The organism is Verrucomicrobiota bacterium (assembly GCA_039027815.1).
Lineage (GTDB): Bacteria > Verrucomicrobiota > Verrucomicrobiia > Verrucomicrobiales > JBCCJK01 > JBCCJK01.
In genome coordinates this window covers 24,102-44,889 of record JBCCJK010000018.1, presented here as the reverse complement: position 1 = coordinate 44,889, position 20,788 = coordinate 24,102, and the positions used below count along the sequence as shown (strand labels likewise).

The following is a 20,788-nucleotide window of genomic DNA, read 5'->3' as shown; positions in this document are numbered from 1 at the left end:
GGGGGGAAGCTACGTCACAGGCCTAGGCTTGTCGATAAGCATTCGTGACCTCCTTCGCCAGACGCGCGAGGCCTTCTTCCACCACGGCGTCTTCCATCGCAAAGCTGATCCGGAGGCATTCCTTCCGGTGACGCCAAGCGCGGTGTTCCCGGGGCAGATTGTAAAAGAACGACTCTCCCGGGACGACGAGGACGCCTCGGGCTTTCAGCCGTTGGTAGAGAGCTTGGCTGCTGATGGGGAGATCGCGGCAGCGCAGCCAGAGAAAAAAGGCCCCTTCGCTGGAGTGAAGCGTCCAGGGGAGATCGCCCGGGAGGGCGCTGCGCAGGATGGCGGAGGCCGCTTCGGCTTTGGCGCGATAGTAGGGCTGAATGATTTCCCGGCTGAGGCGGGCGATGGTGCCATCGGCGAAGAGGGGTTGGGTGAGGGCTTGGCCGAGGTTGTTGTTCGCCAAGCCCACCACGGCGTTCAGGGAGGAGACGAGGCGGATGATTTTCGGAGGACCTACCACGATGCCCGTGCGTGTGCCCGGCAGCCCCAGCTTGCTCAGGCTGAGGGTGAGGATGGTGTGTTCGTCCCAATGGGGCGCGGCCTGGGTGAAGACGGCGCCCGGGAAGGGTAGGCCGTAGGCGTTGTCGATCAGGAGAGGGATACCACGTTCGCGCGCGAGAGAGGCCAGCCGCTCCATTTCTCCATCGGTCAGGACGTTTCCACTGGGGTTGGTGGGTCGAGAGACGCAGAGGGCGGCGGTGCCTTCGTCGAGCGGGAGGTTCTCGAAGTCGATCCGGTATTTGAAGGTGTGGTCATCGAGTTCTTCGATCCGGGGCAGCGCGCTCCGGAAGAGCCGCCCCTGCAAGCCCTGCTCGGCGTAGCCGATGTATTCGGGGGTGATGGGAAAGAGGATTTGGTTCCCGTTCTCACCAGCCAGCGCATTGAAGAGGTAGTAGAAGGCCGTTTGGGCGCCGTGAGTGATCGCGAGGTTTTCCACCCCCACCGGCCGGCCATATTCCTGGCTCAGAAAGCCGGCTAAGGTTTCCAGAAAGCCTGGATTCCCCTGGGGCGGGTCGTAGATGCCGAGAACGCGGGCCAGCGCTTGGTCGTCGGCCACCAGCGTCTCCATGCGCCGCTTCCAGGTGGCCACCACTTCCGGGATGAGGGCTGGGTTCCCGCCTCCGAGCATGAGCAGGTCGGAGCGGCCTGTGGCCAGCGCTTGACCGAGGTCGTCCATCAGGTCTCCGATGCCGCTAGGGCGGGCATACCATTGGCCGAAGGAACTGAGGTCGATGGACACAGGATTTGTGCGGATTCGCGTTTGCCACCCCGGGCGGCACGGCGTTAGGGGGAGGCGGGATTCTCCCTTCTTCTAACTCCAAACTGACAAAAGCACCATGGCACTTTCCGTTGGCACCACCGCTCCCGACTTCACCCTGACCGGCCTCTTGGCTGGAGGGCCCGAATTGGTCACTCTCAGCCAAGAGCTGGGCGAGCAGAACCTGCTTCTTCTCTTCGTTCCCATGGCCTTCACTGGAGTGTGTACGACCGAGCTGTGTTCGGTCACCAACGAGCTGAATGAGTATGAGGGGCTCAACGCCAAGGTCTACGCCATCAGCGGGGACAACCCCTTCGCCCAAGCGGCCTGGGCGGAGAAGGAAGGGATCCAACTTCCGCTTTTGAGCGATTACGAACACGCCACCGCTAAGGCCTACGGCGTGGCCTACGAGAGCTTTCTCCCGGACAAGAATCTCACCATGGGAGGCGTGCCCAAGCGCTCGGCCTTCGTGATCGATAAGCAGGGCATCATTCAATACGCCGAGGCCCTTGAGAGCCCTGGTGACCTGCCCGATTTCGAAGCCATCAAGGCCAAGCTCAAAGAGTTGGCCTAATACCAACCTCCAGAATTCACTGGAAGAATGGAGGGGAGGTGTTGTGGGGAAGAGGCGCTGAAGCGCGGGGAAGGGAGAGCCGGTGTCTTTCGGGCCAGCCCTGCGTTGCTCCTTGGTTACGGTGCCTGCACCGCGCCCTCGTCGCGCCTTGGTCTGGCCCGAAATCCACTCGGCCATTCTACCAGCCAATTCTGCAGCTTGGTAGAAGCTTGTATGAAAGCTTGGTGGCTCTGGTGTTTCTTTCCCTTTTTTGCCAAAGGCCAAGAGCGGCCTGCCCTGTGGGTCGATCTCGTGAGCGGAGAGCCGGTCCGCTTTGCGGAGATGGTGGACGATTTGGCTTCCGCGCGGGTCGTCTACGCGGGGGAGACCCACCGCATCGCCCGCCATCATGCGCTCCAGCTTCAGCTCTTGGAGGCTCTCGCGGAGCGTGGGAAACGAGTGGTGCTCGGTCTGGAGCAAATTGAGGTCTCCGATCAGGAGGCGGTGAGTCGGTTCAATGCCGGCCAGCTCGACTTCGAGGGCTTGGCCGAGGCCATTTCGTGGAAAAATCGTTGGTCCAATTACCTCGATTACCGAGCCATGGTGGAAAAGGCCCAGACTCTCGGGCTGCCCGTTTTGGCCTTGAATGCCCAGGCCGAGATGGTTCGCAAGATTGGCCGAGGGGGACTCGGGGCGCTCTCTGAGGAGGAGCGGGCGGCTTTGCCAGAGCTGGATCTGTCGCATGGGGCCTATCGCGAGCTGCTCGATCAGCTGCTGCTGACGCATGCCGAGTTCACGCCCGAGATGCTGGGGCAGGTCTATGCCGCTCAGGTCACGAGAGATGAGCGGATGGCGGAGACCTTGGCGGAGTTTCTGCGGCGTCCCGGCGAGGAGGAAACGATGGCGCTCGTGGTGGTGGGCTCAGGGCATGTCCGTTTTGGGTTGGGGCTACCCGAGCGGATGGCAAGGCGTTGGCCCGGGCTGCGAGATCGGATTGTGCTTTTCAGCGACAGTGGCGACCTCGAGCTGACGGAGGCCGAGCAGGCGCAAGCCCGCCCGGTCGGAATCACCCACCAGGATTTGCGCGACTTGGGGGCGCCGCCTGGCGATTACTTGCACGTGACGATTCCGCGCCCCTCCGAGCCAGCCGCCGAATGATCTGGCAACCCGCCAAGGAAAAGGCCTGTCAAGGAGAGGGCCGGCGGAGGAGCGGTGCGTTCGGGGTGGCTGCTGGCTTGGCCCTCCAAGTCACTCCTCTGCCCTCGCCCCTCCTTCCTAAGGAAGGGCTTGGAGAGGCGGTTTGAAGAGTTGCGGTCTGGGTTAGGGAACGGAAGGGTCACAGCATGAGCGCTTTTTTGGAGGTGAAGGACTTGCGCCATGCTTACCGCCTGGCCTCGGGCTTGGTGCCGGTTTTGCAGGGAGTCACCTTCGAGGTGGCCCGTCGCGAGACCCTCATTCTCCGGGGTGCCTCGGGAGCGGGAAAGACGACGCTGCTCTATGGCCTGGGGGGCTTGGAGAAGCCGGATGAGGGAGAGGTGCGGGTGGAGGGGGTCTCGCTCTACCAAGTGGGCGATCGCAAGCGGGCTGCTTTGCGGAATCGAGTGATGGGCTTTGTCTTTCAGAATTTTCTGCTCCTGCCGGAGCTAACCGCGCTCGAGAATGTGGCGTTGAGCGCTTCGGTGGGGGGAAAGGACGGTCGCGAACGAGCGGCCTCCCTGCTAGAGCAGGTTGGGTTGCGGGAGCGCCTCCATCATTTGCCGGCCGAGTTGTCCGGAGGCGAGCAGCAGCGAGTGGCCATCGCCCGAGCGCTCGTGAACGAGCCTCGTTTGGTGCTGGCCGATGAGCCGACAGGGAATCTCGATTCCAAAACCGGCCAGGAAGTGCTGGAACTTTTGCTGTCCATGGCGACCGATCTCGGGAGTGCGCTCGTCTTGGTGACGCATGACCAGGAGGTGGCTGAAAGGGGCGATCGGGTGCTCCACTTGCTGGACGGTCGTTTGGCGGAAGAGGCGGCGCTCGCCTAGCCCTTTCCGGTTGCCGATTTCGACCCGGGGTCTACTTTCCCGGCCCGAATCAAATGAAGGTCTATGTCGACGGCGAGTTTTACGAGAAAGAGGAGGCCAAGCTCTCTGTTTTTGATCATGGTTTGCTCTATGGCGACGGGATTTTCGAGGGAATCCGCTTTTACAACGGCCGGGTCTTTCAGCTAGAGGCCCACATTGATCGGCTCTTTGACAGCGCCAAGGCCATCGTCCTGAAGATGCCTTGGACGAAAGCCGATCTCGTCGAAGCGACCCTCGAGACGATTCGGCAAAACGCCCTCCAGGATGGGTATGTTCGCCTCGTCATCACGCGGGGGGAGGGCGGCCTGGGGCTCAATCCTTATCTGTGCCCCAAGCCCTCTATCTTCATCATTGCCGCCAGCATCCAACTCTACCCCGAAGAGTGTTACACCAATGGCCTGACGGTGGCCACCTGTGCCACGCGGCGCAACACCCCCGGAGCCCTTTCGCCCGCGGTCAAATCGCTCAATTACCTCAACAACGTGCTAGCTAAAATTGAAGCCCTCAACGCCAATGCCCAAGAGGGGCTCATGCTGAATGAGCAGGGGTATGTGGCGGAGTGCACGGGCGACAACATTTTCATCGTGCGGGAGGGGGTCGTCCTGACCCCGCCTGTTTCACAAGGCTCGCTCCGCGGAATCACTCGCCAGGCCATCCTGGAAATCGTGGCCGAGTTGGGAATCAAGCTGCGTGAGGAGGTCTTGACCCGTTACGATATTTTCACAGCCGATGAGTGTTTCCTGACCGGCACGGCCGCCGAGGCGCTTCCGGTCGTGAAATTGGATGCGCGCGAAATCGGTGATGGCAAGCCCGGACCGATCACTTGGCAGTGCATCGAGGCCTTCCGCGAAAGAACACGAACTTGCGGCTTCCCCGTCTACGACTAGCGTATTCGGGAAAGCAATGAAGTGCGATCTTTGCGACGCGGAATCCACTGTTTACCTCACTCAGCTCGTCAACGGGCAGATGAAGAAGGTAAACCTCTGCCAAGCGTGCGCCAAGGAGAAGGGGGTCACCGACCCGACCGGCTTCGCTCTAGCTGACATGCTCTTTTCCATGGGCAAGAATCAGGAGGCCGCTGTCAACGCAGCCGACCAAGAATCGGAAAGCTCCGAGGCCTGCCCTACCTGCGGCTTCGCCATTCGGGATTTTGAGAAAACGGGTCGGATGGGTTGCAGCGAGTGCTATGACTATTTTTCAGAGAGCCTCCCCGGCATGCTGAGTGCCATGCACAAGGGGCTTTCCCACAAGGGCAAGGTCCCCAAACGCTACTTCGACGAGGCGGTGACTGCCAAACAGAGAGAGAAGCTGGAGGAGGACCTGGAAGAAGCGGTTCGCCAAGAGGATTTCGAGACCGCGGCCGCCCTCCGGGATCAGCTACAAGAGTTGCAGGCGACCAGCTCTGTCAGCGCCGAATGAATCTTTCTCCCCCAGCCAAGAAATGAAGAGGGCCCCGCAACGCTCTCCTTTACGACTTCCACGTTTCTCATGGCCAGCATGCGCTTCAGCACTCTTTTGAACCACCCGGCGGAGTGGATGACCAAGGACGGTCCCCACGCCGCCATCGTGGTATCGAGTCGCATCCGCTTGGCTCGCAACTTGAGCAACACTCCTTTCCCCGGTTGGGCCGAGCGGGAGACCCGGACGGACATTCTGGAGCAGCTGATGCCCTTGGTGGCGGCCCATGAGCAGATGAAGGATTCTTTCTGCAAGGGACTGGGCAAGCTCAAGCGGGTTGAGAAGCAAATCCTGGTCGAGCGTCACTTGATCAGCCGAGAGCACGCGGCTCGGGGGGCGGGGAGCGGCACGGTCATCAATCGACCGCAAACCCTCAGCATCATGATCAATGAGGAAGACCACCTCCGCATGCAGTGCATCCGCTCCGGGCTGCAGCTAGAGGCGGCCTACGAAATGGTGCACCGGCTGGATGAATTTCTGGAAGACCAAGTCCCCTATGCCTTCCACCGCGACTACGGCTACCTCACGGCTTGCCCTAGCAACGTCGGCACCGGGATGCGGGCGTCGGTCATGTTGCATTTGCCGGCGCTTGTTTTGAACAATCGGATCAACCAAGTCATCAACGCCGCCAACAAACTCCGCTTGGCCGTCCGGGGGCTCTACGGCGAAGGCACTGAGGCCCAAGGCAATCTCTTCCAAGTCTCGAATCAATCCACCCTGGGCGAATCCGAAGAGCAAATCTTGGAGCGCCTCTCGCGGGTCATCCAAGACATCATGACGCAGGAGCAAAATGCGCGGGAAAAACTCATGGAAGAGGACCCGGTTTCGCTGCGGGATCACGTGGGGCGGGCCTACGCCACCTTGCGTTTCGCCCACATCATTTCTTCGAAAGAGGCTTACAACCTCATCTCCATGATCCGCCTTGGCACGGATCTTGGTATCTTATCCGTGGAACATCCTGCCATGATGGATCATTTGCTCCTGGAGATACAACCAGCCCACCTCCAGCACGAGGCGGAGCGGGAACTCGCTCCGAGAGAAAGGGATGTCTTGCGAGCTGAGCGGATGAGACGAAAGTTGAATCCGGTGGGTGAACCTGATAATCCTTTCCACAAGGCTTGACGTAACCATTCTTTCCTTCCCGCTATGATGAACAATTTCACCCCTCGCGCGCAACAGGTCTTGGCCCTCGCAAGAAAAGAGGCGGACCGATTCAATCACAATTATGTCGGCACCGAGCACTTGCTCCTCGGCCTGATCAAGCTGGGGCAGGGCGTCGCGGTCAATGTGCTCCAGAAAATGGGGCTCGACCTCGAGCGCGTCCGCATGGAAGTGGAAAAACAGGTCGGCACCGGACCGGAAACCAAAGTGGTGGGAAACATCCCCTACACCCCCCGAGTCAAGAAGGTCCTGGCCCTCTCCAGCAAAGAAGCCAAGGCCCTCAACCATTCCTACGTGGGGACAGAGCACATTCTGCTCGGCCTTTTGCGCGAAGGCGAAGGGGTCGCGGCACGAGTTTTGCAATCACTCAGCATCGATATCGAACAAACCCGCAATGAGATCCTCCGCGAGTTGGATCCCAACTTCACCCCGGGGGATTCCGATGATTCTGAGATGGAGGACATGGCCGGAGAGAACGAGAGCGAAGGCAAGGCCCAAAAGACGCCTGCTCTCCGGGCCTTTGGTCGCGATCTCACGGAATTGGCGGGCAAAGGCGAACTTGACCCCGTCATCGGCCGCTCGGAGGAGATCGAACGCGTGATCCAGATTCTTTGCCGTCGCACCAAGAACAATCCGGTGTTGATCGGCGAGGCAGGCGTGGGCAAAACAGCCATCGTGGAAGGTCTGGCCCAGGAGATCATCGCGGGAGATGTTCCAGAGCTCTTGCGAGACAAAAAGGTCATCACCCTAGACCTCGCTCTGATGGTGGCGGGCACCAAATACCGCGGCCAATTCGAGGAGCGGATCAAGGCCGTGATGGATGAAATCCGGCGAGCCGGAAACATCATTCTCTTTATCGACGAATTGCACACCATCGTAGGGGCCGGTTCCGCCGAAGGGGCCATGGATGCCTCCAACATCATCAAGCCAGCTCTCAGCCGGGGCGAGCTTCAGTGCGTGGGCGCCACCACCATGAACGAGTATCGCAAGTTCATCGAGAAAGACGCTGCGCTCGAGCGCCGCTTCCAAACGGTCAAAGTCGAAGAACCTTCCCCGGAAGACGCCATCAAGATCCTCAAGGGCATTCGCCACAAATACGAAGTCCATCACAAAGCCAAGTTCAGCGACGAGGCCCTCGAGTCCGCGGTCAATCTGAGCCAGCGTTATCTCAGTGGCCGCTTCCTCCCGGACAAGGCCATCGACATCATGGACGAGGCCGGGGCCCGCGCCCGCATCGCCACCACGACCCGCCCACCGGAAGTGAAAGAAATCGAGGCCGACATTGAAGGCATCAACGATAAGAAAACGGCCGCCATCAAAGACCAGGACTTTGAAAAAGCGGCCGCCCTTCGCGATGAGGAAAAGCAGACCAAGGAAAAGCTCGATCAGGTGCTGACCGAGTGGCGCAGCTCCAACGAGGAGAAGGTGGTGGATGTGGATGACGAGGACATCATGACCGTGATCGCCAAATGGACCGGCGTGCCCCTCCAGCGCATGGAGGAAAAAGAGGCCAAGCGACTCCTGAAAATGGAAGAGGAATTGCGCGGGAGTGTCATTGGTCAGGACGAGGCAGTGACCGCCATCTCGAAGGCGCTTCGCCGCTCTCGCGCCGACCTCAAAGACCCTCGCCGCCCGATCGGATCCTTCATTTTCTTGGGACCCACCGGGGTGGGCAAGACCTTCCTAGCCCGCAATCTCGCGGAATTCATGTTCGGAGATCAAGATGCGCTCATCCAGATCGACATGTCCGAATACATGGAGAAATTCGCCGCCAGCCGCCTCATCGGTTCGCCTCCCGGTTACGTGGGGTATGAGGAAGGGGGCCAGCTCTCGGAGGCTGTTCGTCGCCGCCCTTATTCGGTGGTTCTTTTCGACGAAGTGGAGAAAGCCCATCCCGACGTCATGCATCTGCTCTTGCAGATTTTAGAGGAAGGGAAAATCACCGACTCATTCGGCCGAAAAGTTGATTTCAGAAACACCATCATCATCCTGACCTCGAACGTGGGGGCCGAGCTGATCAAAAAGCAGACCTCGCTCGGATTCGCGGCCATGGAGCAAGACCAAGCCGACTACGATGGCATGAAGGGCAAGATCATGGAGGAGTCGAAGAAGGTCTTCAAACCGGAATTTCTCAACCGTTTGGATGACCTCATCGTCTTCCACATGCTCGAAAAAGCCGATCTCGAAAAAATCGTGACCCTGGAACTCGACAAGGTGCTCAAGCGTCTCAAGGAAAAGGATATCCTGCTGGAAATCACCCAAAGCGCTCTCGATTACCTGATCGAAGAAGGCTACGACCCCAACTTTGGGGCTCGTCCCATGCGGCGAGCTGTGGAGCGCCACCTGGAAGATCCTCTGGCAGAGCTTCTCCTGGCCGGGGAAGTGGTCGAGAACGAGACCCTCGAAGTCATTCATCAAGAAGGGGAGAAAAAGCTCTTCTTCCGGGTGAAAGACAACGGTCTGGGACCAGCCGAAGCGCAAGAGGCGCAGGCGGGAAGTTGATCCTTGGGTGCCCGCCTGATACCAAGCTGGAGAATTGGCTGGTAGAATGGCCGAGTGGATTTCGGGCCAGACCAAGGCGCGACGAGGGCGCGGTGCAGGCACCGTAACCGAGGAGCAACGCAGGGCTGGCTCGAAAGACGCCGGCTCTTCCTTCCCCGCGCTTCAGCGCCTCTTCCCCACACCTCCTTCCCTCCATTCTTCCAGTGAATTCTGGAGGTTGGTATTAGCTCCCGGGAGCCAAGCGGGAGTGGACCCAGTTCAGGTAGTCCGCCCCGCCTTGGTCCACCCGCAAGAGAAGGAGTTCCGGGAGGTGGTAGGGATGGTGCTGGCGAAGGAAGGCTTCCAGGGCCGCGCGTTGGGAGAGGGCGGTTTTGGCGATGGCCAGGACTTCTGCTTCCCGCTCCAGTTTTCCGTCCCAGGAGTAGATCGATTCGGCCCCGGGCAGGAGATTGATGCAGGCGACGAGTTGAGCTTCCACCAAGGCTGTGCCAATTTGTCGCGCGGTGGCCAGATCGGGGAAGGTCAGAAGCGCAATCGCGGGTTCCATGGCAACAGTCTATGAAAACGAGCTTTCTCGACAAGTTCATTGAGCGCTTGGACCGCGTCGATCCGGGCGAGCTGCAGCATCTTCTGACCCGCTTGGTGGAGGAGCGGGGCTTGCTGGAAAATGTCTTCGAGGCGCTGCAAGAGGGCGTTCTTTTGATCGACCCCGAGGGCGAGGTCAGTTACCTCAATCGCGCGGCCTGTGATTTCTTCGGCCTGAAGCGGGAGTCGGTCCGCGGGCAGGCGCTCGGGACGGTCGTGCGGGGGGTGAACTGGTCCGAACTCTTGCAGCAGAAGAAAGCGGTCAGCCGGGACATTGAGGTCTACTACCCGGAGCACCGTTTTCTCAATTTTTACCTCGCGCCCATTTCCGATGGCGAGGGGGCGGGAGAGGTTCCGGGATTTGTGGTGCTGGTGCGGGATATCACCCAATCCCGCCGGATGACCGAGGAGATGGTCGAGAGCGAAAAGATGACCGCCTTCACCATGCTGGCGGCCGGCATGGCGCACGAGCTGGGCAATCCGCTCAATTCTCTCAACATCCATCTCCAGCTTCTCCGGAGAAAGCTGGCCCAGCTGGAGCTGGCCCAGGGTGCGGAGCTGACCGATTTGGTGGAAGTGGCGGGTGAGGAGGTGGAGCGGCTGGATTTGATGGTGAAGCAGTTTCTCAGTGCGGTGCGGCCGACCCGACCGCAGTTTGAGATTACGGACCTGAATGTGGTCTTGAGCGACGCCGTCCATTTCCTGGCGGCCGAGTTCCAGCAGCAGGGGGTCTCGGTCAAACAGGAGCTCCATGCGGGTCTTCCCATGCTGCAGTTGGACGCCGGGCAGATGAAGCAGGCCTTTTTCAATCTGCTTCGCAACGCCCTCCAGGCCATCGAGGGCAAGGGAGAGGTCGTGGTGCGCACCGATTTGGATGGGGACGATGTCGTCGAAATTTCGGTGGCCGATGATGGCAAGGGCATTTCCAAGGAGGACATGGGCAGCCTTTTTCAGCCCTACTACTCGACCAAGGCCCAGGGCACGGGGTTGGGTCTCTTGATCGTGCGGCGGATCGTGCGGGAGCATGGGGGGGAGATTTCTCTGGAGAGCGAGGAGGGAGAGGGGGCCAAGGTCCGGGTGCGCTTGCCTTTGGCGCAGCGGGCTCCCCGGCTCTTAGGGCACGGGGCGGAGGGAAAAAGAGCGCCCCAAAAGAAAGCCACCCAGGGGGGTGGCGATGAGGTGATCGAAATCAAACCACAAGCCTAACCCATGGAGTGGCAACCAACGGTCTTAATCGTCGACGATGAGAAGAACACCCGCGAGGGGCTCCGGCTGTCCTTCGAGGAGGTCTTCGATGTCTACATCGCGGAGGATTTGCAGCAAGCTCGGCAGGTGCTGAAGGAGGTGCAGGTGGACGTTTTGGTGACGGATCTGCGCCTCGGGGGGGAGGATGGCATGAAGGTCTTGGAGGAGGCGATGAAGGTCTCCTGGCCGCCGGTCAGCATTATGATGACGGCCTATGGCTCGGTCGAGACGGCGGTCGAGGCCATGCGCCGCGGGGCCTACCATTTCGTGACCAAGCCTCTGAACCTGGATGAGCTGGAGATGCTCATCAAGCGGGCGGCCCGAAGCCGGACCTTAGAGAGCGAGAACCGGGAGCTGAAGCAGCGGGTCGCGGGCAAGCGGGTTTCCCTGGAGCGAATCATCGGGAAGTCGCCCGTGATGCAGCCCATCCACGAGACCATTCGCCAAGTGGCCCCGAGCAAGGCGAGTGTTCTCATCGAGGGCGAGAGCGGCACGGGCAAGGAGCTGGTGGCCACGGCCATTCATGAGCTAAGTGGGCGCCCCAAGGACAAGCTGGTGGTGGTGCATTGCGCGGCGCTCTCCGCGCAGTTGCTCGAGAGCGAGCTGTTCGGACATGAGAAGGGGGCGTTCACGGGAGCCACCGAGCGCCGGATCGGTCGCTTGGAGCAGGCCGATGGCGGCACGCTGGTCTTGGATGAGATTGGCGAAATCGATTCCAGCACCCAAGTCAAACTCTTGCGGGCTATCGGGGAAAGGAAGTTTGAGCGGGTGGGCGGCAACAAGACGCTCTCGGTGGACGTTCGGGTGGTGGCAGCCACCAATCGCGACTTGGCCGCCCTGGTGCGGAAGGACCAGTTTCGGGAGGATCTCTACTTCCGGCTCAAGGTCGTGGCCATCAAGATGCCGCCCCTGCGGCAGCGTTCGGAAGATGTGGTCTTGCTGGCGAATGCCTTTCTCAAGGAATTCGCCAAAGAAAACGAGCGGCCCTTCAAGCCCCTCACCAGCCAGGCCCTCCAGCGCCTGCGGGCTTACTCCTGGCCGGGCAATGTGCGCGAGTTGCGCACGGCCATTGAGCACGGGGTGGTCATGAGCAATGACGAGGTCATCGATGTGCGGCATCTCCCTGATTCCCTCTTGGAAGGTTCGGAATTGGAGAGAGCGGAAGGTTCCGGGGCCGAGCCGGAGGGGGCCGTATCCAAAGAATGGGCCCCTGAGACGCTCGAGCTGGCCGTGTGGGAACGGGTGCTGATTGAGCGGGCCCTCCGGCAGACGGGACAGAACCGGACGGAGGCGGCCGCGCTCTTGGGAATCAGCCGTCGGACCTTGCAGCGAAAGCTCAAGGAGGAGGGTGGAGGCCCTTGATTGACAGCTTGCTCATTCAAGTGTCTCTACTAGCCCGCTTGCCTCTCCGCTTCTCCCCTCGCCCATGAGCGCCTCCGCAGAATTCACTCCGGCCATCCTGATCCGTCGCGCGGTCTTCCTCCTGGCCCTGCTGCTGCTGACCTTTTTCTATCTCTTTGTGGATTTCCAAGGTCTTTCCACGACCTCGGGGATGGACCAAGCCCAGATCGCGCGCGAGATCGTCCGCGGGAACAAATTCTCCACCAAGTTCATCCGCCCGTTGGCGGTCTACCACGCCAACAAAAGCCTCGAAGGGACCGGACAAGAGGTCACGCTTTCCCAGTTCAGTGACACCTTCCATTCGCCGCTGGGGCCGGTCGTTAACTCGGTCGGCTTGCGCTTTTTCCAAGGCGAGGGGGATTTCAGCTTTGATCGGCAAGCGCTCCAGAAGACCGTCTTCCCGCCAGACCTGGCCATCGCGGGCATGTCGGTGGTGCTGTTCCTCAGTTCGGTCGGCATCTTCTACTTGCTGATCGGCCGGATCTTCGATGGGAAGATCGCGGGGGTCTCGGTCACGCTGGTCATCCTAAGCCCTCTCTTTTGGGAATACACCCAATCGGGCCTGCCGCAGATGCTGATGCTCTTCCTCTTCTCGTTTGCGCTCTATTTTAGTTTCAAAGCAGTCGAGGCCACCCAAGTGGATCGCTCGCCTTTTGTCTGGGTGGGCTTGGCCGCGGTCTTTTTCGGCTTGCTGGCTTTGAGTCATTGGCTGGCGGTTTGGATCTTCGTGGGCTACCTCATTTACGCTGTCATCTGCTTCAAACCACGCGGCACGGTCGCGCTGGTGACCTTGGCGCTCTTTCTCCTGGTCATCACCCCCTGGCTGGTGCGCAACACGCGCTTCAATGGGCAATTCACCGGGCTCTCCTTTTATGCCCTTTATGAAGGTCTGGGCGGGGACATCGGCAATGTCATGCGCAACCTCGATCCCGAGCGCGATCCCTTGAATGCCGAGGGGCTCCAGAGCAAGGTGGCCTTCGGGGCCGTGCGGCAGTTGGATGACCTCTTGCCCTTCCTGGGATCGATTCTGGTGGCGCCGGTTTTCTTTCTCTCCCTGCTGCATCCGTTCCGGCGACCGGAGATCGCCAGTTTCCGATGGTGCATCCTGCTGATGTGGATCATGGCCTTGCTCGGGATGTCCCTCTTCGGGGTGCAGGAGAAGATCGATTCCAATCAGCTGCATCTGCTCTTTGCGCCCATCATGACGGCCTATGGGCTGGCCTTTCTCTCGGTCTTGTGGAATCGACTCAACTTCAGCTCGGGGCCGGCCTTTCTCGCCAATGGGCACCTCATCATCGTGGTGCTCTTGGCCGCCATTCCCATGCTATTGCTGGTGCCCCGCGCCATGCTGCGCGGCGGCTCGCCCGTGAAATACAACTACCCCTACATCCCGGCCATCAACGCGGCCTTGAGCGAGGTGGTCCGGGAGAACGAAGTCGTCATGACCGATCAGCCTTGGGCCGTGGCCTGGTATGCTGATCGCCTGGCGCTCTGGGTGCCCAAGGACAACCGGGGGCTCGTCGAAATGGAGGAATACGGCGCCGAAAAGGGCACCCCCATGGCGGGCGTCTTTTTCACCCCCGTCTCGGTGACCGAACCGCTCAATCCCGACATCATCAAGGGCCCCTACCGCAACTGGACCCAAGTCTTCATCCAACCCTACACCCGTTACTTCTCGGAAGTGCCCGAGGACCTGCGCTACAAGGTGCCGGTCTTTCTGGGCCAGGAATTCTTCTTTCTGACCGATAGCCAGCGGGAGCTGGTGGGTCAGGACGAGCAGGAATGAAGCTCGCCCGCCCGGTTCTTGCTTGCTTGACTCCAGTAGAACCTCCAGTCTTTTCCACGCCATCATGCTCCGCGCCACCCCAACGCCCGCTGTCGCCGCCGTCGAAGAGCCGGAAGTGGATTTTGAATCCGCTATCGGGCGCTTAGAAGAATTGGTGGCCCAAATGGAGAACGAACCGCTCAAGTTGGACGCCCTCGTTCAGCACTATGAAGAGGGCTCCAAACTGTTAGCTGAATGTGAAGGAAAACTGGATCGAGCGCGACAGCGTATCCAGGAGATTGAAGCGGAAAGCGCCGCCCAGCCAGGCGGTTCCGAGCCCGCACCAACCAAGGAGAAACTTGATGGAGGAGACGAAGAAGGGGATGAGTTGTTCTGAAGTGGCCGCCACCGAGGTGCTTTCCCGGGTGGCCAGCCCGGCCGATGTCCAAGCGCTCGAGGCCCAGGATCTCCCGGTCCTGGCCGAGGAAATCCGCTCGGTCCTCATCTCGGCCCTCGCCAAGACGGGGGGACACCTGGGTCCCAACCTGGGGGTGGTCGAACTGACGATCGCTCTCCATCGGGTCTTCCACACGCCGAGCGATCGCTTTGTCTTCGACGTAAGCCACCAAGGCTATGTCCACAAAATGCTGACCGGCCGCGCGGGGCAAATCGACACCATCCGCCAATACGAAGGACTGAACGGCTTTCTCCTGCGGACGGAGAGTGAGCATGACTGCTACGGGGCCGGCCATGCCGGGACGGCGGTCTCAGCCGCTCTCGGGATGGCGGCGGCCCGGGACTTGGCGGGCGGGCAGGAGCATGTGGTGTGCGTGGCGGGCGATGCCGCCTTCACGTGCGGCCCGACCTTCGAAGCCCTCAACAACATCGCTGAAACCACCAAACGCTTCATTTTGGTGCTGAACGACAATGAGTGGTCGATCGCGAAAAACGTGGGCGCCATTTCCCAATACTTCACCAAACTCAACACCAGCTCGAGCTACAGTTACCTCCGGGAAAAAGCGGCCGCTTTCGTCGAATTCATCGCCGGGAAGTCTGCCCGCCGCCTGGCCCACAAGGTCGAGGAAAGCGCCAAGAGCTTCCTGGCGCCGAGTGTTCTCTTTGAAGAGTTCGGCCTCCGCTACTTCGGCCCGATTGATGGCCACGACACCGACTTGCTGGAAAAGACCTTCGAGTTTCTCAAGAAGTATGACGAGCCCGTCATCCTCCACATCATCACGGAAAAGGGCCGCGGCTTCAAACCGGCCTTGGCCAATCCGGGCAAGTTCCACGGCCTTGGCCAGTACTCTCCGGAAACCGGAGAAACGGCCAGCCTAACCCACCCGACTTACTCCGAAGTCTTCGCCCGGACGGTCTCCCGTTACGCGCAGGAGGATGAAGACATCGTGGCCATCACCGCCGCCATGCCTGGGGGGACCAAGCTCGAAATTTTCCAAAAGGAAGTGCCGGATCGCTATTTCGACGTGGGCATCGCCGAAGAGCACGCCGCGCTCTTTGCCTGCGGCATGGCCACGCGCGGGAAGAAGCCGTTCCTCGCCATCTACTCCACCTTCATGCAGCGGGCTTATGACATGATCATCCACGACATGGCCTTGCAGCAGCTGCCCGTCCGCCTGTGTATGGACCGGGCCGGACTCTCGGGCGACGACGGCCCGACCCACCACGGCCTGTTCGATATCGGTTACCTCCGGCACGTGCCCAATATCATTCACATGCAGCCAAAAGATGAGGAAGAGTTTGCCGACATGCTCTTTACCATGGCGCAGCATGAGGAAGGGCCGAGCGCCATCCGCTACCCCCGGGGAGCCGGCATCGGAGCCCAGCCGAAAAAGGAGCCCGAAGTCCTGGAGATTGGGAAGGCAGAGGTCTTGGAAAACGGGCAAGACGTGGCGCTCATCAGCCTGGGTCAGATGCTGGAGATGGCTCGCGAGACCAAGGCCCTGCTGGAGGCCGAGGGCCTGTCGGTGGCTCTGGTCAATGCCCGCTGGATCAAGCCGCTCGACACCGCCCTCTTGGAAGACTTGGCTGCCCGGACGAAGGTCCTCTGCACCTTTGAGGACCACGTCTTGCACAATGGCTTTGGGGTGGGGGTCATCGAGCACCTTCACGACGCGGGCTACCCCACGCCGGTCGAGCGCATCGGGTGGCCTGATGAGTTCATCGAGCACGGCACCATCCCCATTCTGCGTGAGAAGCATGGCCTGACGGCCCAGCACGCCGCGGAGAAAATCCTCCAGCAGCTGGATCGGCAAGGGATTTCGCGGCAGGCGACCGCGGTATGAACGCAGCCGTGCTAGTGGCGGCTGGGAGCAGCCGCCGCATGGGCTTCGACAAGCTCGCGGCCGAGCTTTGCGGCAAGACGGTCTTGGAGCGTTCCCTGGAGGCCTTGGTGGCCTGCGAAGCGGTGCAGGAGGTGGTGGTGGTGAGCGAGGCCGCTTTCGAAAGGCCGCTTGGGAAAGCTGTCCGCTCGGTGGCGGGGGGTCCCAGGCGACAGGATTCGGTCCGGGCCGGGGTCGAGGCGACCTCGGAGGGGGCCGAGTGGGTGGCCGTCCACGACGCGGCTCGGCCTTTGGTCACTTCGGCGACCCTGAACCAGCTCCTCCGTTGCGCCGAAGAGAATGGATCAGGCGTCTTGGCGGCTCGGGTGGTGGACTCCCTTTCGCGAGCTTCTTCGGCTGGGTTGGTGGAGGAGGCTCTGGATCGGGAGGGGCTGTGGGCGGTGCAAACGCCGCAGGTTTTTCGCCGGGAAATTTTGCGGGAGGCTCTCGCGGCGGTCGATCGCGATGGGGTGGAGGTGACCGATGAGATCGGCGCGGTCCGCTACCATGGCGGGGAGGTTCGGCTGATGGAGAACTTGGACTGGAACCTCAAGATCACCCATCCGCGGGATTTGGAATTGGCCCGCTGGATTTGGAGGGAAAGAGAGCATGGACGGGACCAGGTATAAAGAGGCCCGGCTTTCCGGCGGCCTCCGAGTGGGCACGGCCTGGATGCCGTGGATGCGGAGTGCCTGCCTCGGGATCTACGCGGGGGTGGGCTCCCGGCATGAGGCCGCGCCTTTGGCCGGTCTGGCTCATTTCGCCGAACACATGCTTTTCAAGGGCACGCCGACTCGTTCGCCTCTCGCCATCACCCAAGCGGTGGAGGGCGTGGGTGGGCAAATCAACGCTTTCACTGCGGAAGATCACACCGCCTACCACGCGCAAGTGCCGGCCGAGTTTTGGCGGGAAGCGGGGGCGGTCTTGGCCGATCTCTATGGGCATTCGCTTTTCCCGGAGCAGGAGATCGAGCGCGAGCGCGAAGTCATCCTGGAGGAGATCGTGATGTATCGCGAACAGCCGTCCCAACATATCGAGGACTTGCATGCCGAGGCCATGTGGCCGGGCAGTTCTTTAGGTCGGCCAGTGGCAGGCGAAGAGGCCACCGTCCAGCGGATTGCTCGCGAGGACCTGGAAGGCTTCGTCTCCGGTGGCTACTTCGGTCCGGACACCGTCATTTCCCTGGCTGGCCCCGTGGACCATGAAGAGGTGGTCGATTTTTTTGAGGCCGCGTTTTCCGATTGCCGACTCCAGGAGCGTCCCGCCAAAAAGATGGATGCCTTGGCGCAGGCCCCCTCTCATGAGGAGGAAGTCCGCCCGGACCTTGACCAAACGCATCTCGCGCTGGGCTTCCGGGGGCCGGGAAGGCTTTCCGAGGGGCGTTTTGCCTTCCGTCTCCTGAGCATCCTCTTGGGGGAAACCATGAGTTCCCGGCTTTTCCAGCGCCTGCGGGAACAGGAAGGGCTTTGCTACCAGATCAGCACGGACACGGAGGTCTTTGATGAGGCGGGGCTGCTCCAAATCTATGCTGGAGTCGACCAACGAAAGGTCGAACGAACGCTCGACCTCCTGGGTGAGGAGTTGCGTCGCATCGCAAGCGAAGCTCCTGGCGAGGAGGAATTCGGACAAGCGCTTCGCTACGCTCTCGGACAGCATGCGCTGGCGCAGGAGTCGACCTACCATCAGTTCTCTTGGGTGGCCGAGTCGCTCCAAGTGCACGATCGCATCGTCGATCCCGAGGAGACGGCCGCCAGACTGGCGCAGGTCCGGCGAGAAGATCTCCAAGCCCTCGCGGCCGACATTTTTGATCGAGCCCACTTGGGGAGTGCCGTCATTGGGAGGGCCTTGGGCAGCCAAGGGATCTCGAGCCGGCTCGGCCTGCCCTAAGCGTAATACCAAGCTCCAGAATACACTAGTAGAATGGAGGGAGGGTGGTGTGGGGAAGAGGCGCTGAAGCGCGGGGAAGGAAGAGCCGGAGTCTTTCGAGCCAGCCCTGCGTTGCTCCTCGGTTACGGTGCCTGCATCGCGCCCTCGTCGCGCCTTGGTCTGGCCCGAAATCCACTCGGCCATTCTACCAGCCAATTCTGCAGCTTGGTATAAGTAGGGTGGCAGGCAGTCTATAATCTACAGCTTGTCGGAAAAGAGAGTTTGCGCCCGTTGCCAATTTTGGTAATTTCATTCAGTGATCGTCAGTTTCCGAGACGCTGAGACCGAAAAAGTCTTTCGGGGTGCATTCAGCCGGAAACTGCCGCAGGACATCCAACAGCGAGCCAGACGACGTCTGATGCAGATCCATAACGCCAGTTCGATCAACGATCTTCGGGTGCCTCCGAGCAACCGGCTGGAGAGCTTGGTGGGTGATCGCTCAGCTTACTGGAGCATCCGAATCAACCGTCAGTGGCGCGTGGTTTTCGGATGGAAGGACGGCAACGCCTCGGAGGTTTTGATCGAAGACTATCACTGATTTTCCATAGCCATGACTGATTCAAATTTGATTCCCCTCGAGAACTTTTTTGCCGAGACTTTGGCGGAGACGCTGGAGGAGTGGCCTGCGACGCAAGCCCAGGTGGCCCGCGCCACAGGCATCCCGGCTCCGCACTTGTCCGCGATGAAGGCAGGCAATCGACGTTGCACCCCGGAGTATGATCTGCGGCTGGGTCGCTACTTTGGCATATCCCCGGGCTATTGGATGCGACTTCAGCTATCCTACGACATGGACGCCGCCGAACGCTCCAAGGGAGAGGTCATCAAAGGCGAAGTGCATGAGTTCCAAGTTGCTTGAAAGGAGTAGACTGATTGGCTTGCGACTTGGGTTATAATCAAGCTGGTATAGCCAAGGTTTGGAGTGAATGCCAATCAACGCAGATAGAAACGAAAGCATGAACGACTTCACCAACAGGATCACTGTTGATCCCGGCAAATGCGGTGGGAAGCCTTGTATTCGTGGAATGCGGATTCGGGTGTTGGATCTGCTCGCGAATGGCTTGAGTCACGAGGAGGTGCTGTCTGAACTTCCGGACCTGGAAGAGGAGGATATTCGTGCGGCCATCATTTATGCCCGCAAGCGCAGGGATCACACGGTGATCGCGGCATGAGGATCTGGGTCGATGCTCATATCTCTCGGCAGAGGGGAACAGCCTTGGCTCAGAAGCTGTAGACAAGCTTGCTGGTGAAGAGGTGTTGATCGTAGGTGAACAAGGTGACGTTCGAGTCCTGTTCGGAGTAGGTGTAGGAAAGGCTGAGCCGCCAGTTTTCCACGAGTTCTTTGGAGAGGGAGAGCCCAGTGCGGAGGCGGTCATCACTCCGGGGATCACCGTTCGTGAGGAAGCCACTCGCTTTCTCGTAGGGCGCATGGGTGTAGCTGAAGAACAAACGGCCTGAGATGTCGTAGGGCAGCTGGGCAGAGAGGGAGGGGGAGATCCCGATGAAGGAGTTTTCATACTCGGTCCCTTCGGTCGTTTGGTGACCGAAGTTGACCGAGAGGTTGGCGGTTAGGCGGGAGAAGCTGTGCTGGTAGAAGAGGCTGCCGGAGTAGATTTCTCCGTCGCGATCATTCACGCCGGTGAGGGTTTGGTAGTCGGCCCAGTCGAGCCGGGCGACCGCGCCGAGGGCTTGGGTGTCACTGAGCCGATGAACCACTTGGTAATTCGCGAAGAGGGCGTTCGAGAAGTATTCGCTGTCGAACCAGAGCTGCGAGGTGCCGAGGTCCAGGGTGTGGATGAGGGCCTTGGTTTGATCGAGGTAACTCCCGCTGAGCGCGGCGGTCAGGCTGTCATAATCGAGCGTGGTGGCGTCGAAGTGGTTCCGGGTGGCGAAGCTGACGAAGGGGGTCAGGCTGTAGCCGTTTTTCTGATAGAGCCGGTAAGCGAGATACAGTTCCAGGTCGATGAAGGTGTCGTCCGATTCGGTGGGTCCGGGGAGGAAGAGATCCCGGTTGCGGCCGTCGAGGGAGGTGCCGTAGCCCAAGGTCAGCCCGATGCTCCCAGTCAGGGGCCGCTCGGCCGGGGTGGTTTGGACGCGCTGGGCGGCTTGGGAGACGATTTCGGTTTCCCGCCGGAGTTGCTCGCCCACGCTTTCCAGCTCGGCGGCATAGCTCTCGATTTGCGCGACGACGCGCTGGCCAGAGATGGCGGCCTTCGAGTTCTTGATCTCGAGGGAGGCTTGCTCAGCCAGACCGGGGTCGAGGACGGAAGCCACGGTGAAGGCCTCGACCGCGAGAATGTATTCGCCCCGCTCATGCAGGGCCGCTCCTAAGGCCATCCATTCATCGCCCGTCAAGGACTGGCCCCCGTCCAGCTTGACGCGGGATTCGCGGATGGTTTGGTTGGCGGATTCCATCGACCCGAAGGCGAGGGGGCAGAGAAAGAGAAAAAAGAAGAGCTTGGCGGTCATCGAGCAAGGAAGTGGGTGGGG

Annotated in this window: 20 protein-coding genes; 17 read left to right on the top strand and 3 right to left on the bottom strand. The window is 60.5% G+C overall.

Annotation, left to right across the window (positions count from 1 at the left end):
• Positions 1–22: 22 nt before the first annotated feature.
• Positions 23–1,288: a valine--pyruvate transaminase gene (locus AAF555_06770; protein ID MEM6911272.1), complete on the bottom strand. Its 1,266-nt coding sequence runs from the start codon at positions 1,286–1,288 to the stop codon at positions 23–25.
• Between the two features lie 97 nt (positions 1,289–1,385).
• Here AAF555_06770 and AAF555_06765 point away from each other — a divergent pair, with 97 nt between their 5' ends.
• The 7 genes from AAF555_06765 to AAF555_06735 all read left to right on the top strand — a co-directional run bounded on the left by AAF555_06765 (position 1,386) and on the right by AAF555_06735 (position 9,043).
• Positions 1,386–1,880 carry a redoxin domain-containing protein gene (locus AAF555_06765; protein ID MEM6911271.1) on the top strand — a complete coding sequence of 165 codons (495 nt, stop codon included), beginning with the start codon at positions 1,386–1,388 and terminating at the stop codon, positions 1,878–1,880.
• Positions 1,881–2,093: 213 nt separating this feature from the next.
• Positions 2,094–3,017 carry a ChaN family lipoprotein gene (locus AAF555_06760; GenBank protein MEM6911270.1) on the top strand — a complete coding sequence of 308 codons (924 nt, stop codon included), beginning with the start codon at positions 2,094–2,096 and terminating at the stop codon, positions 3,015–3,017.
• Between the two features lie 185 nt (positions 3,018–3,202).
• Positions 3,203–3,883 (top strand): ABC transporter ATP-binding protein, encoded by a 681-nt coding sequence (locus tag AAF555_06755; GenBank protein ID MEM6911269.1) that lies wholly within the window; start codon positions 3,203–3,205, stop codon positions 3,881–3,883.
• 53 nt (positions 3,884–3,936) lie between these two features.
• Positions 3,937–4,809 carry a branched-chain-amino-acid transaminase gene (gene ilvE / locus AAF555_06750; protein ID MEM6911268.1) on the top strand — a complete coding sequence of 291 codons (873 nt, stop codon included), beginning with the start codon at positions 3,937–3,939 and terminating at the stop codon, positions 4,807–4,809.
• Positions 4,810–4,825: 16 nt separating this feature from the next.
• Complete coding sequence (locus AAF555_06745) at positions 4,826–5,341, top strand: UvrB/UvrC motif-containing protein (protein ID MEM6911267.1); 516 nt, start codon at positions 4,826–4,828, stop codon at positions 5,339–5,341.
• 69 nt (positions 5,342–5,410) lie between these two features.
• Positions 5,411–6,502: a protein arginine kinase gene (locus AAF555_06740; protein MEM6911266.1), complete on the top strand. Its 1,092-nt coding sequence runs from the start codon at positions 5,411–5,413 to the stop codon at positions 6,500–6,502.
• A 27-nt stretch (positions 6,503–6,529) separates the two neighbouring features.
• The gene (locus AAF555_06735) at positions 6,530–9,043 is read left to right on the top strand and encodes an ATP-dependent Clp protease ATP-binding subunit (protein MEM6911265.1); all 2,514 of its coding nucleotides are present in this window, start codon (positions 6,530–6,532) and stop codon (positions 9,041–9,043) included.
• A 223-nt stretch (positions 9,044–9,266) separates the two neighbouring features.
• Here AAF555_06735 and cutA read toward each other — a convergent pair whose 3' ends face one another.
• Positions 9,267–9,590, bottom strand: coding sequence for a divalent-cation tolerance protein CutA (cutA, locus tag AAF555_06730; GenBank protein MEM6911264.1), 324 nt, complete (start codon positions 9,588–9,590; stop codon positions 9,267–9,269).
• 11 nt (positions 9,591–9,601) lie between these two features.
• Here cutA and AAF555_06725 point away from each other — a divergent pair, with 11 nt between their 5' ends.
• From AAF555_06725 to AAF555_06680, 10 genes are all read left to right on the top strand, one after another.
• Positions 9,602–10,834: an ATP-binding protein gene (locus AAF555_06725; protein ID MEM6911263.1), complete on the top strand. Its 1,233-nt coding sequence runs from the start codon at positions 9,602–9,604 to the stop codon at positions 10,832–10,834.
• 3 nt (positions 10,835–10,837) lie between these two features.
• A complete protein-coding gene (locus AAF555_06720) occupies positions 10,838–12,235 on the top strand; it encodes a sigma-54 dependent transcriptional regulator (GenBank protein ID MEM6911262.1) in 1,398 nt (465 codons plus the stop codon).
• 64 nt (positions 12,236–12,299) lie between these two features.
• A complete protein-coding gene (locus tag AAF555_06715) occupies positions 12,300–14,060 on the top strand; it encodes a glycosyltransferase family 39 protein (protein ID MEM6911261.1) in 1,761 nt (586 codons plus the stop codon).
• Between the two features lie 64 nt (positions 14,061–14,124).
• On the top strand, positions 14,125–14,436 hold the full coding sequence (gene xseB, locus AAF555_06710; protein ID MEM6911260.1) for an exodeoxyribonuclease VII small subunit: 312 nt from the start codon (positions 14,125–14,127) through the stop codon (positions 14,434–14,436).
• Positions 14,423–16,339, top strand: a complete 1,917-nt coding sequence (gene dxs / locus AAF555_06705; protein ID MEM6911259.1) for a 1-deoxy-D-xylulose-5-phosphate synthase — start codon at positions 14,423–14,425, stop codon at positions 16,337–16,339. Before xseB ends, dxs begins: the two co-directional genes overlap by 14 nt.
• Entirely contained in the window at positions 16,336–17,004 is a 669-nt protein-coding gene (gene ispD / locus AAF555_06700; protein ID MEM6911258.1) for a 2-C-methyl-D-erythritol 4-phosphate cytidylyltransferase, read from the top strand. Before dxs ends, ispD begins: the two co-directional genes overlap by 4 nt.
• The gene (locus tag AAF555_06695) at positions 16,985–18,262 is read left to right on the top strand and encodes a pitrilysin family protein (GenBank protein ID MEM6911257.1); all 1,278 of its coding nucleotides are present in this window, start codon (positions 16,985–16,987) and stop codon (positions 18,260–18,262) included. Before ispD ends, AAF555_06695 begins: the two co-directional genes overlap by 20 nt.
• A gap of 295 nt (positions 18,263–18,557) precedes the next feature.
• Positions 18,558–18,839 carry a type II toxin-antitoxin system RelE/ParE family toxin gene (locus AAF555_06690; protein MEM6911256.1) on the top strand — a complete coding sequence of 94 codons (282 nt, stop codon included), beginning with the start codon at positions 18,558–18,560 and terminating at the stop codon, positions 18,837–18,839.
• 12 nt (positions 18,840–18,851) lie between these two features.
• Positions 18,852–19,157: a HigA family addiction module antitoxin gene (locus AAF555_06685; protein ID MEM6911255.1), complete on the top strand. Its 306-nt coding sequence runs from the start codon at positions 18,852–18,854 to the stop codon at positions 19,155–19,157.
• Between the two features lie 97 nt (positions 19,158–19,254).
• On the top strand, positions 19,255–19,470 hold the full coding sequence (locus AAF555_06680; GenBank protein ID MEM6911254.1) for a DUF433 domain-containing protein: 216 nt from the start codon (positions 19,255–19,257) through the stop codon (positions 19,468–19,470).
• A 49-nt stretch (positions 19,471–19,519) separates the two neighbouring features.
• Here the strand turns inward: AAF555_06680 and AAF555_06675 are convergent, their stop codons facing one another.
• The gene (locus AAF555_06675; protein MEM6911253.1) at positions 19,520–20,767 is read right to left on the bottom strand and encodes a surface lipoprotein assembly modifier; all 1,248 of its coding nucleotides are present in this window, start codon (positions 20,765–20,767) and stop codon (positions 19,520–19,522) included.
• Between the last annotated feature and the right edge of the window lie 21 nt (positions 20,768–20,788).

What these genes read in the sequence shown, in the direction of transcription:
- AAF555_06680 (MEM6911254.1), top strand. Translation starts at nt 19,255, where the DNA reads ATGAACGACTTCACCAACAGGATCACTGTTGATCCCGGCAAATGCGGT.
- cutA (MEM6911264.1), bottom strand. Translation starts at nt 9,590, where the DNA reads ATGGAACCCGCGATTGCGCTTCTGACCTTCCCCGATCTGGCCACCGCG.
- AAF555_06755 (MEM6911269.1), top strand. Translation starts at nt 3,203, where the DNA reads ATGAGCGCTTTTTTGGAGGTGAAGGACTTGCGCCATGCTTACCGCCTG.
- AAF555_06735 (MEM6911265.1), top strand. Translation starts at nt 6,530, where the DNA reads ATGAACAATTTCACCCCTCGCGCGCAACAGGTCTTGGCCCTCGCAAGA.
- AAF555_06675 (MEM6911253.1), bottom strand. Translation starts at nt 20,767, where the DNA reads ATGACCGCCAAGCTCTTCTTTTTTCTCTTTCTCTGCCCCCTCGCCTTC.
- AAF555_06765 (MEM6911271.1), top strand. Translation starts at nt 1,386, where the DNA reads ATGGCACTTTCCGTTGGCACCACCGCTCCCGACTTCACCCTGACCGGC.
- AAF555_06720 (MEM6911262.1), top strand. Translation starts at nt 10,838, where the DNA reads ATGGAGTGGCAACCAACGGTCTTAATCGTCGACGATGAGAAGAACACC.
- AAF555_06745 (MEM6911267.1), top strand. Translation starts at nt 4,826, where the DNA reads ATGAAGTGCGATCTTTGCGACGCGGAATCCACTGTTTACCTCACTCAG.
- AAF555_06740 (MEM6911266.1), top strand. Translation starts at nt 5,411, where the DNA reads ATGGCCAGCATGCGCTTCAGCACTCTTTTGAACCACCCGGCGGAGTGG.
- ispD (MEM6911258.1), top strand. Translation starts at nt 16,336, where the DNA reads ATGAACGCAGCCGTGCTAGTGGCGGCTGGGAGCAGCCGCCGCATGGGC.
- AAF555_06715 (MEM6911261.1), top strand. Translation starts at nt 12,300, where the DNA reads ATGAGCGCCTCCGCAGAATTCACTCCGGCCATCCTGATCCGTCGCGCG.
- AAF555_06760 (MEM6911270.1), top strand. Translation starts at nt 2,094, where the DNA reads ATGAAAGCTTGGTGGCTCTGGTGTTTCTTTCCCTTTTTTGCCAAAGGC.
- AAF555_06685 (MEM6911255.1), top strand. Translation starts at nt 18,852, where the DNA reads ATGACTGATTCAAATTTGATTCCCCTCGAGAACTTTTTTGCCGAGACT.
- AAF555_06695 (MEM6911257.1), top strand. Translation starts at nt 16,985, where the DNA reads ATGGACGGGACCAGGTATAAAGAGGCCCGGCTTTCCGGCGGCCTCCGA.
- ilvE (MEM6911268.1), top strand. Translation starts at nt 3,937, where the DNA reads ATGAAGGTCTATGTCGACGGCGAGTTTTACGAGAAAGAGGAGGCCAAG.
- dxs (MEM6911259.1), top strand. Translation starts at nt 14,423, where the DNA reads ATGAGTTGTTCTGAAGTGGCCGCCACCGAGGTGCTTTCCCGGGTGGCC.
- xseB (MEM6911260.1), top strand. Translation starts at nt 14,125, where the DNA reads ATGCTCCGCGCCACCCCAACGCCCGCTGTCGCCGCCGTCGAAGAGCCG.
- AAF555_06725 (MEM6911263.1), top strand. Translation starts at nt 9,602, where the DNA reads ATGAAAACGAGCTTTCTCGACAAGTTCATTGAGCGCTTGGACCGCGTC.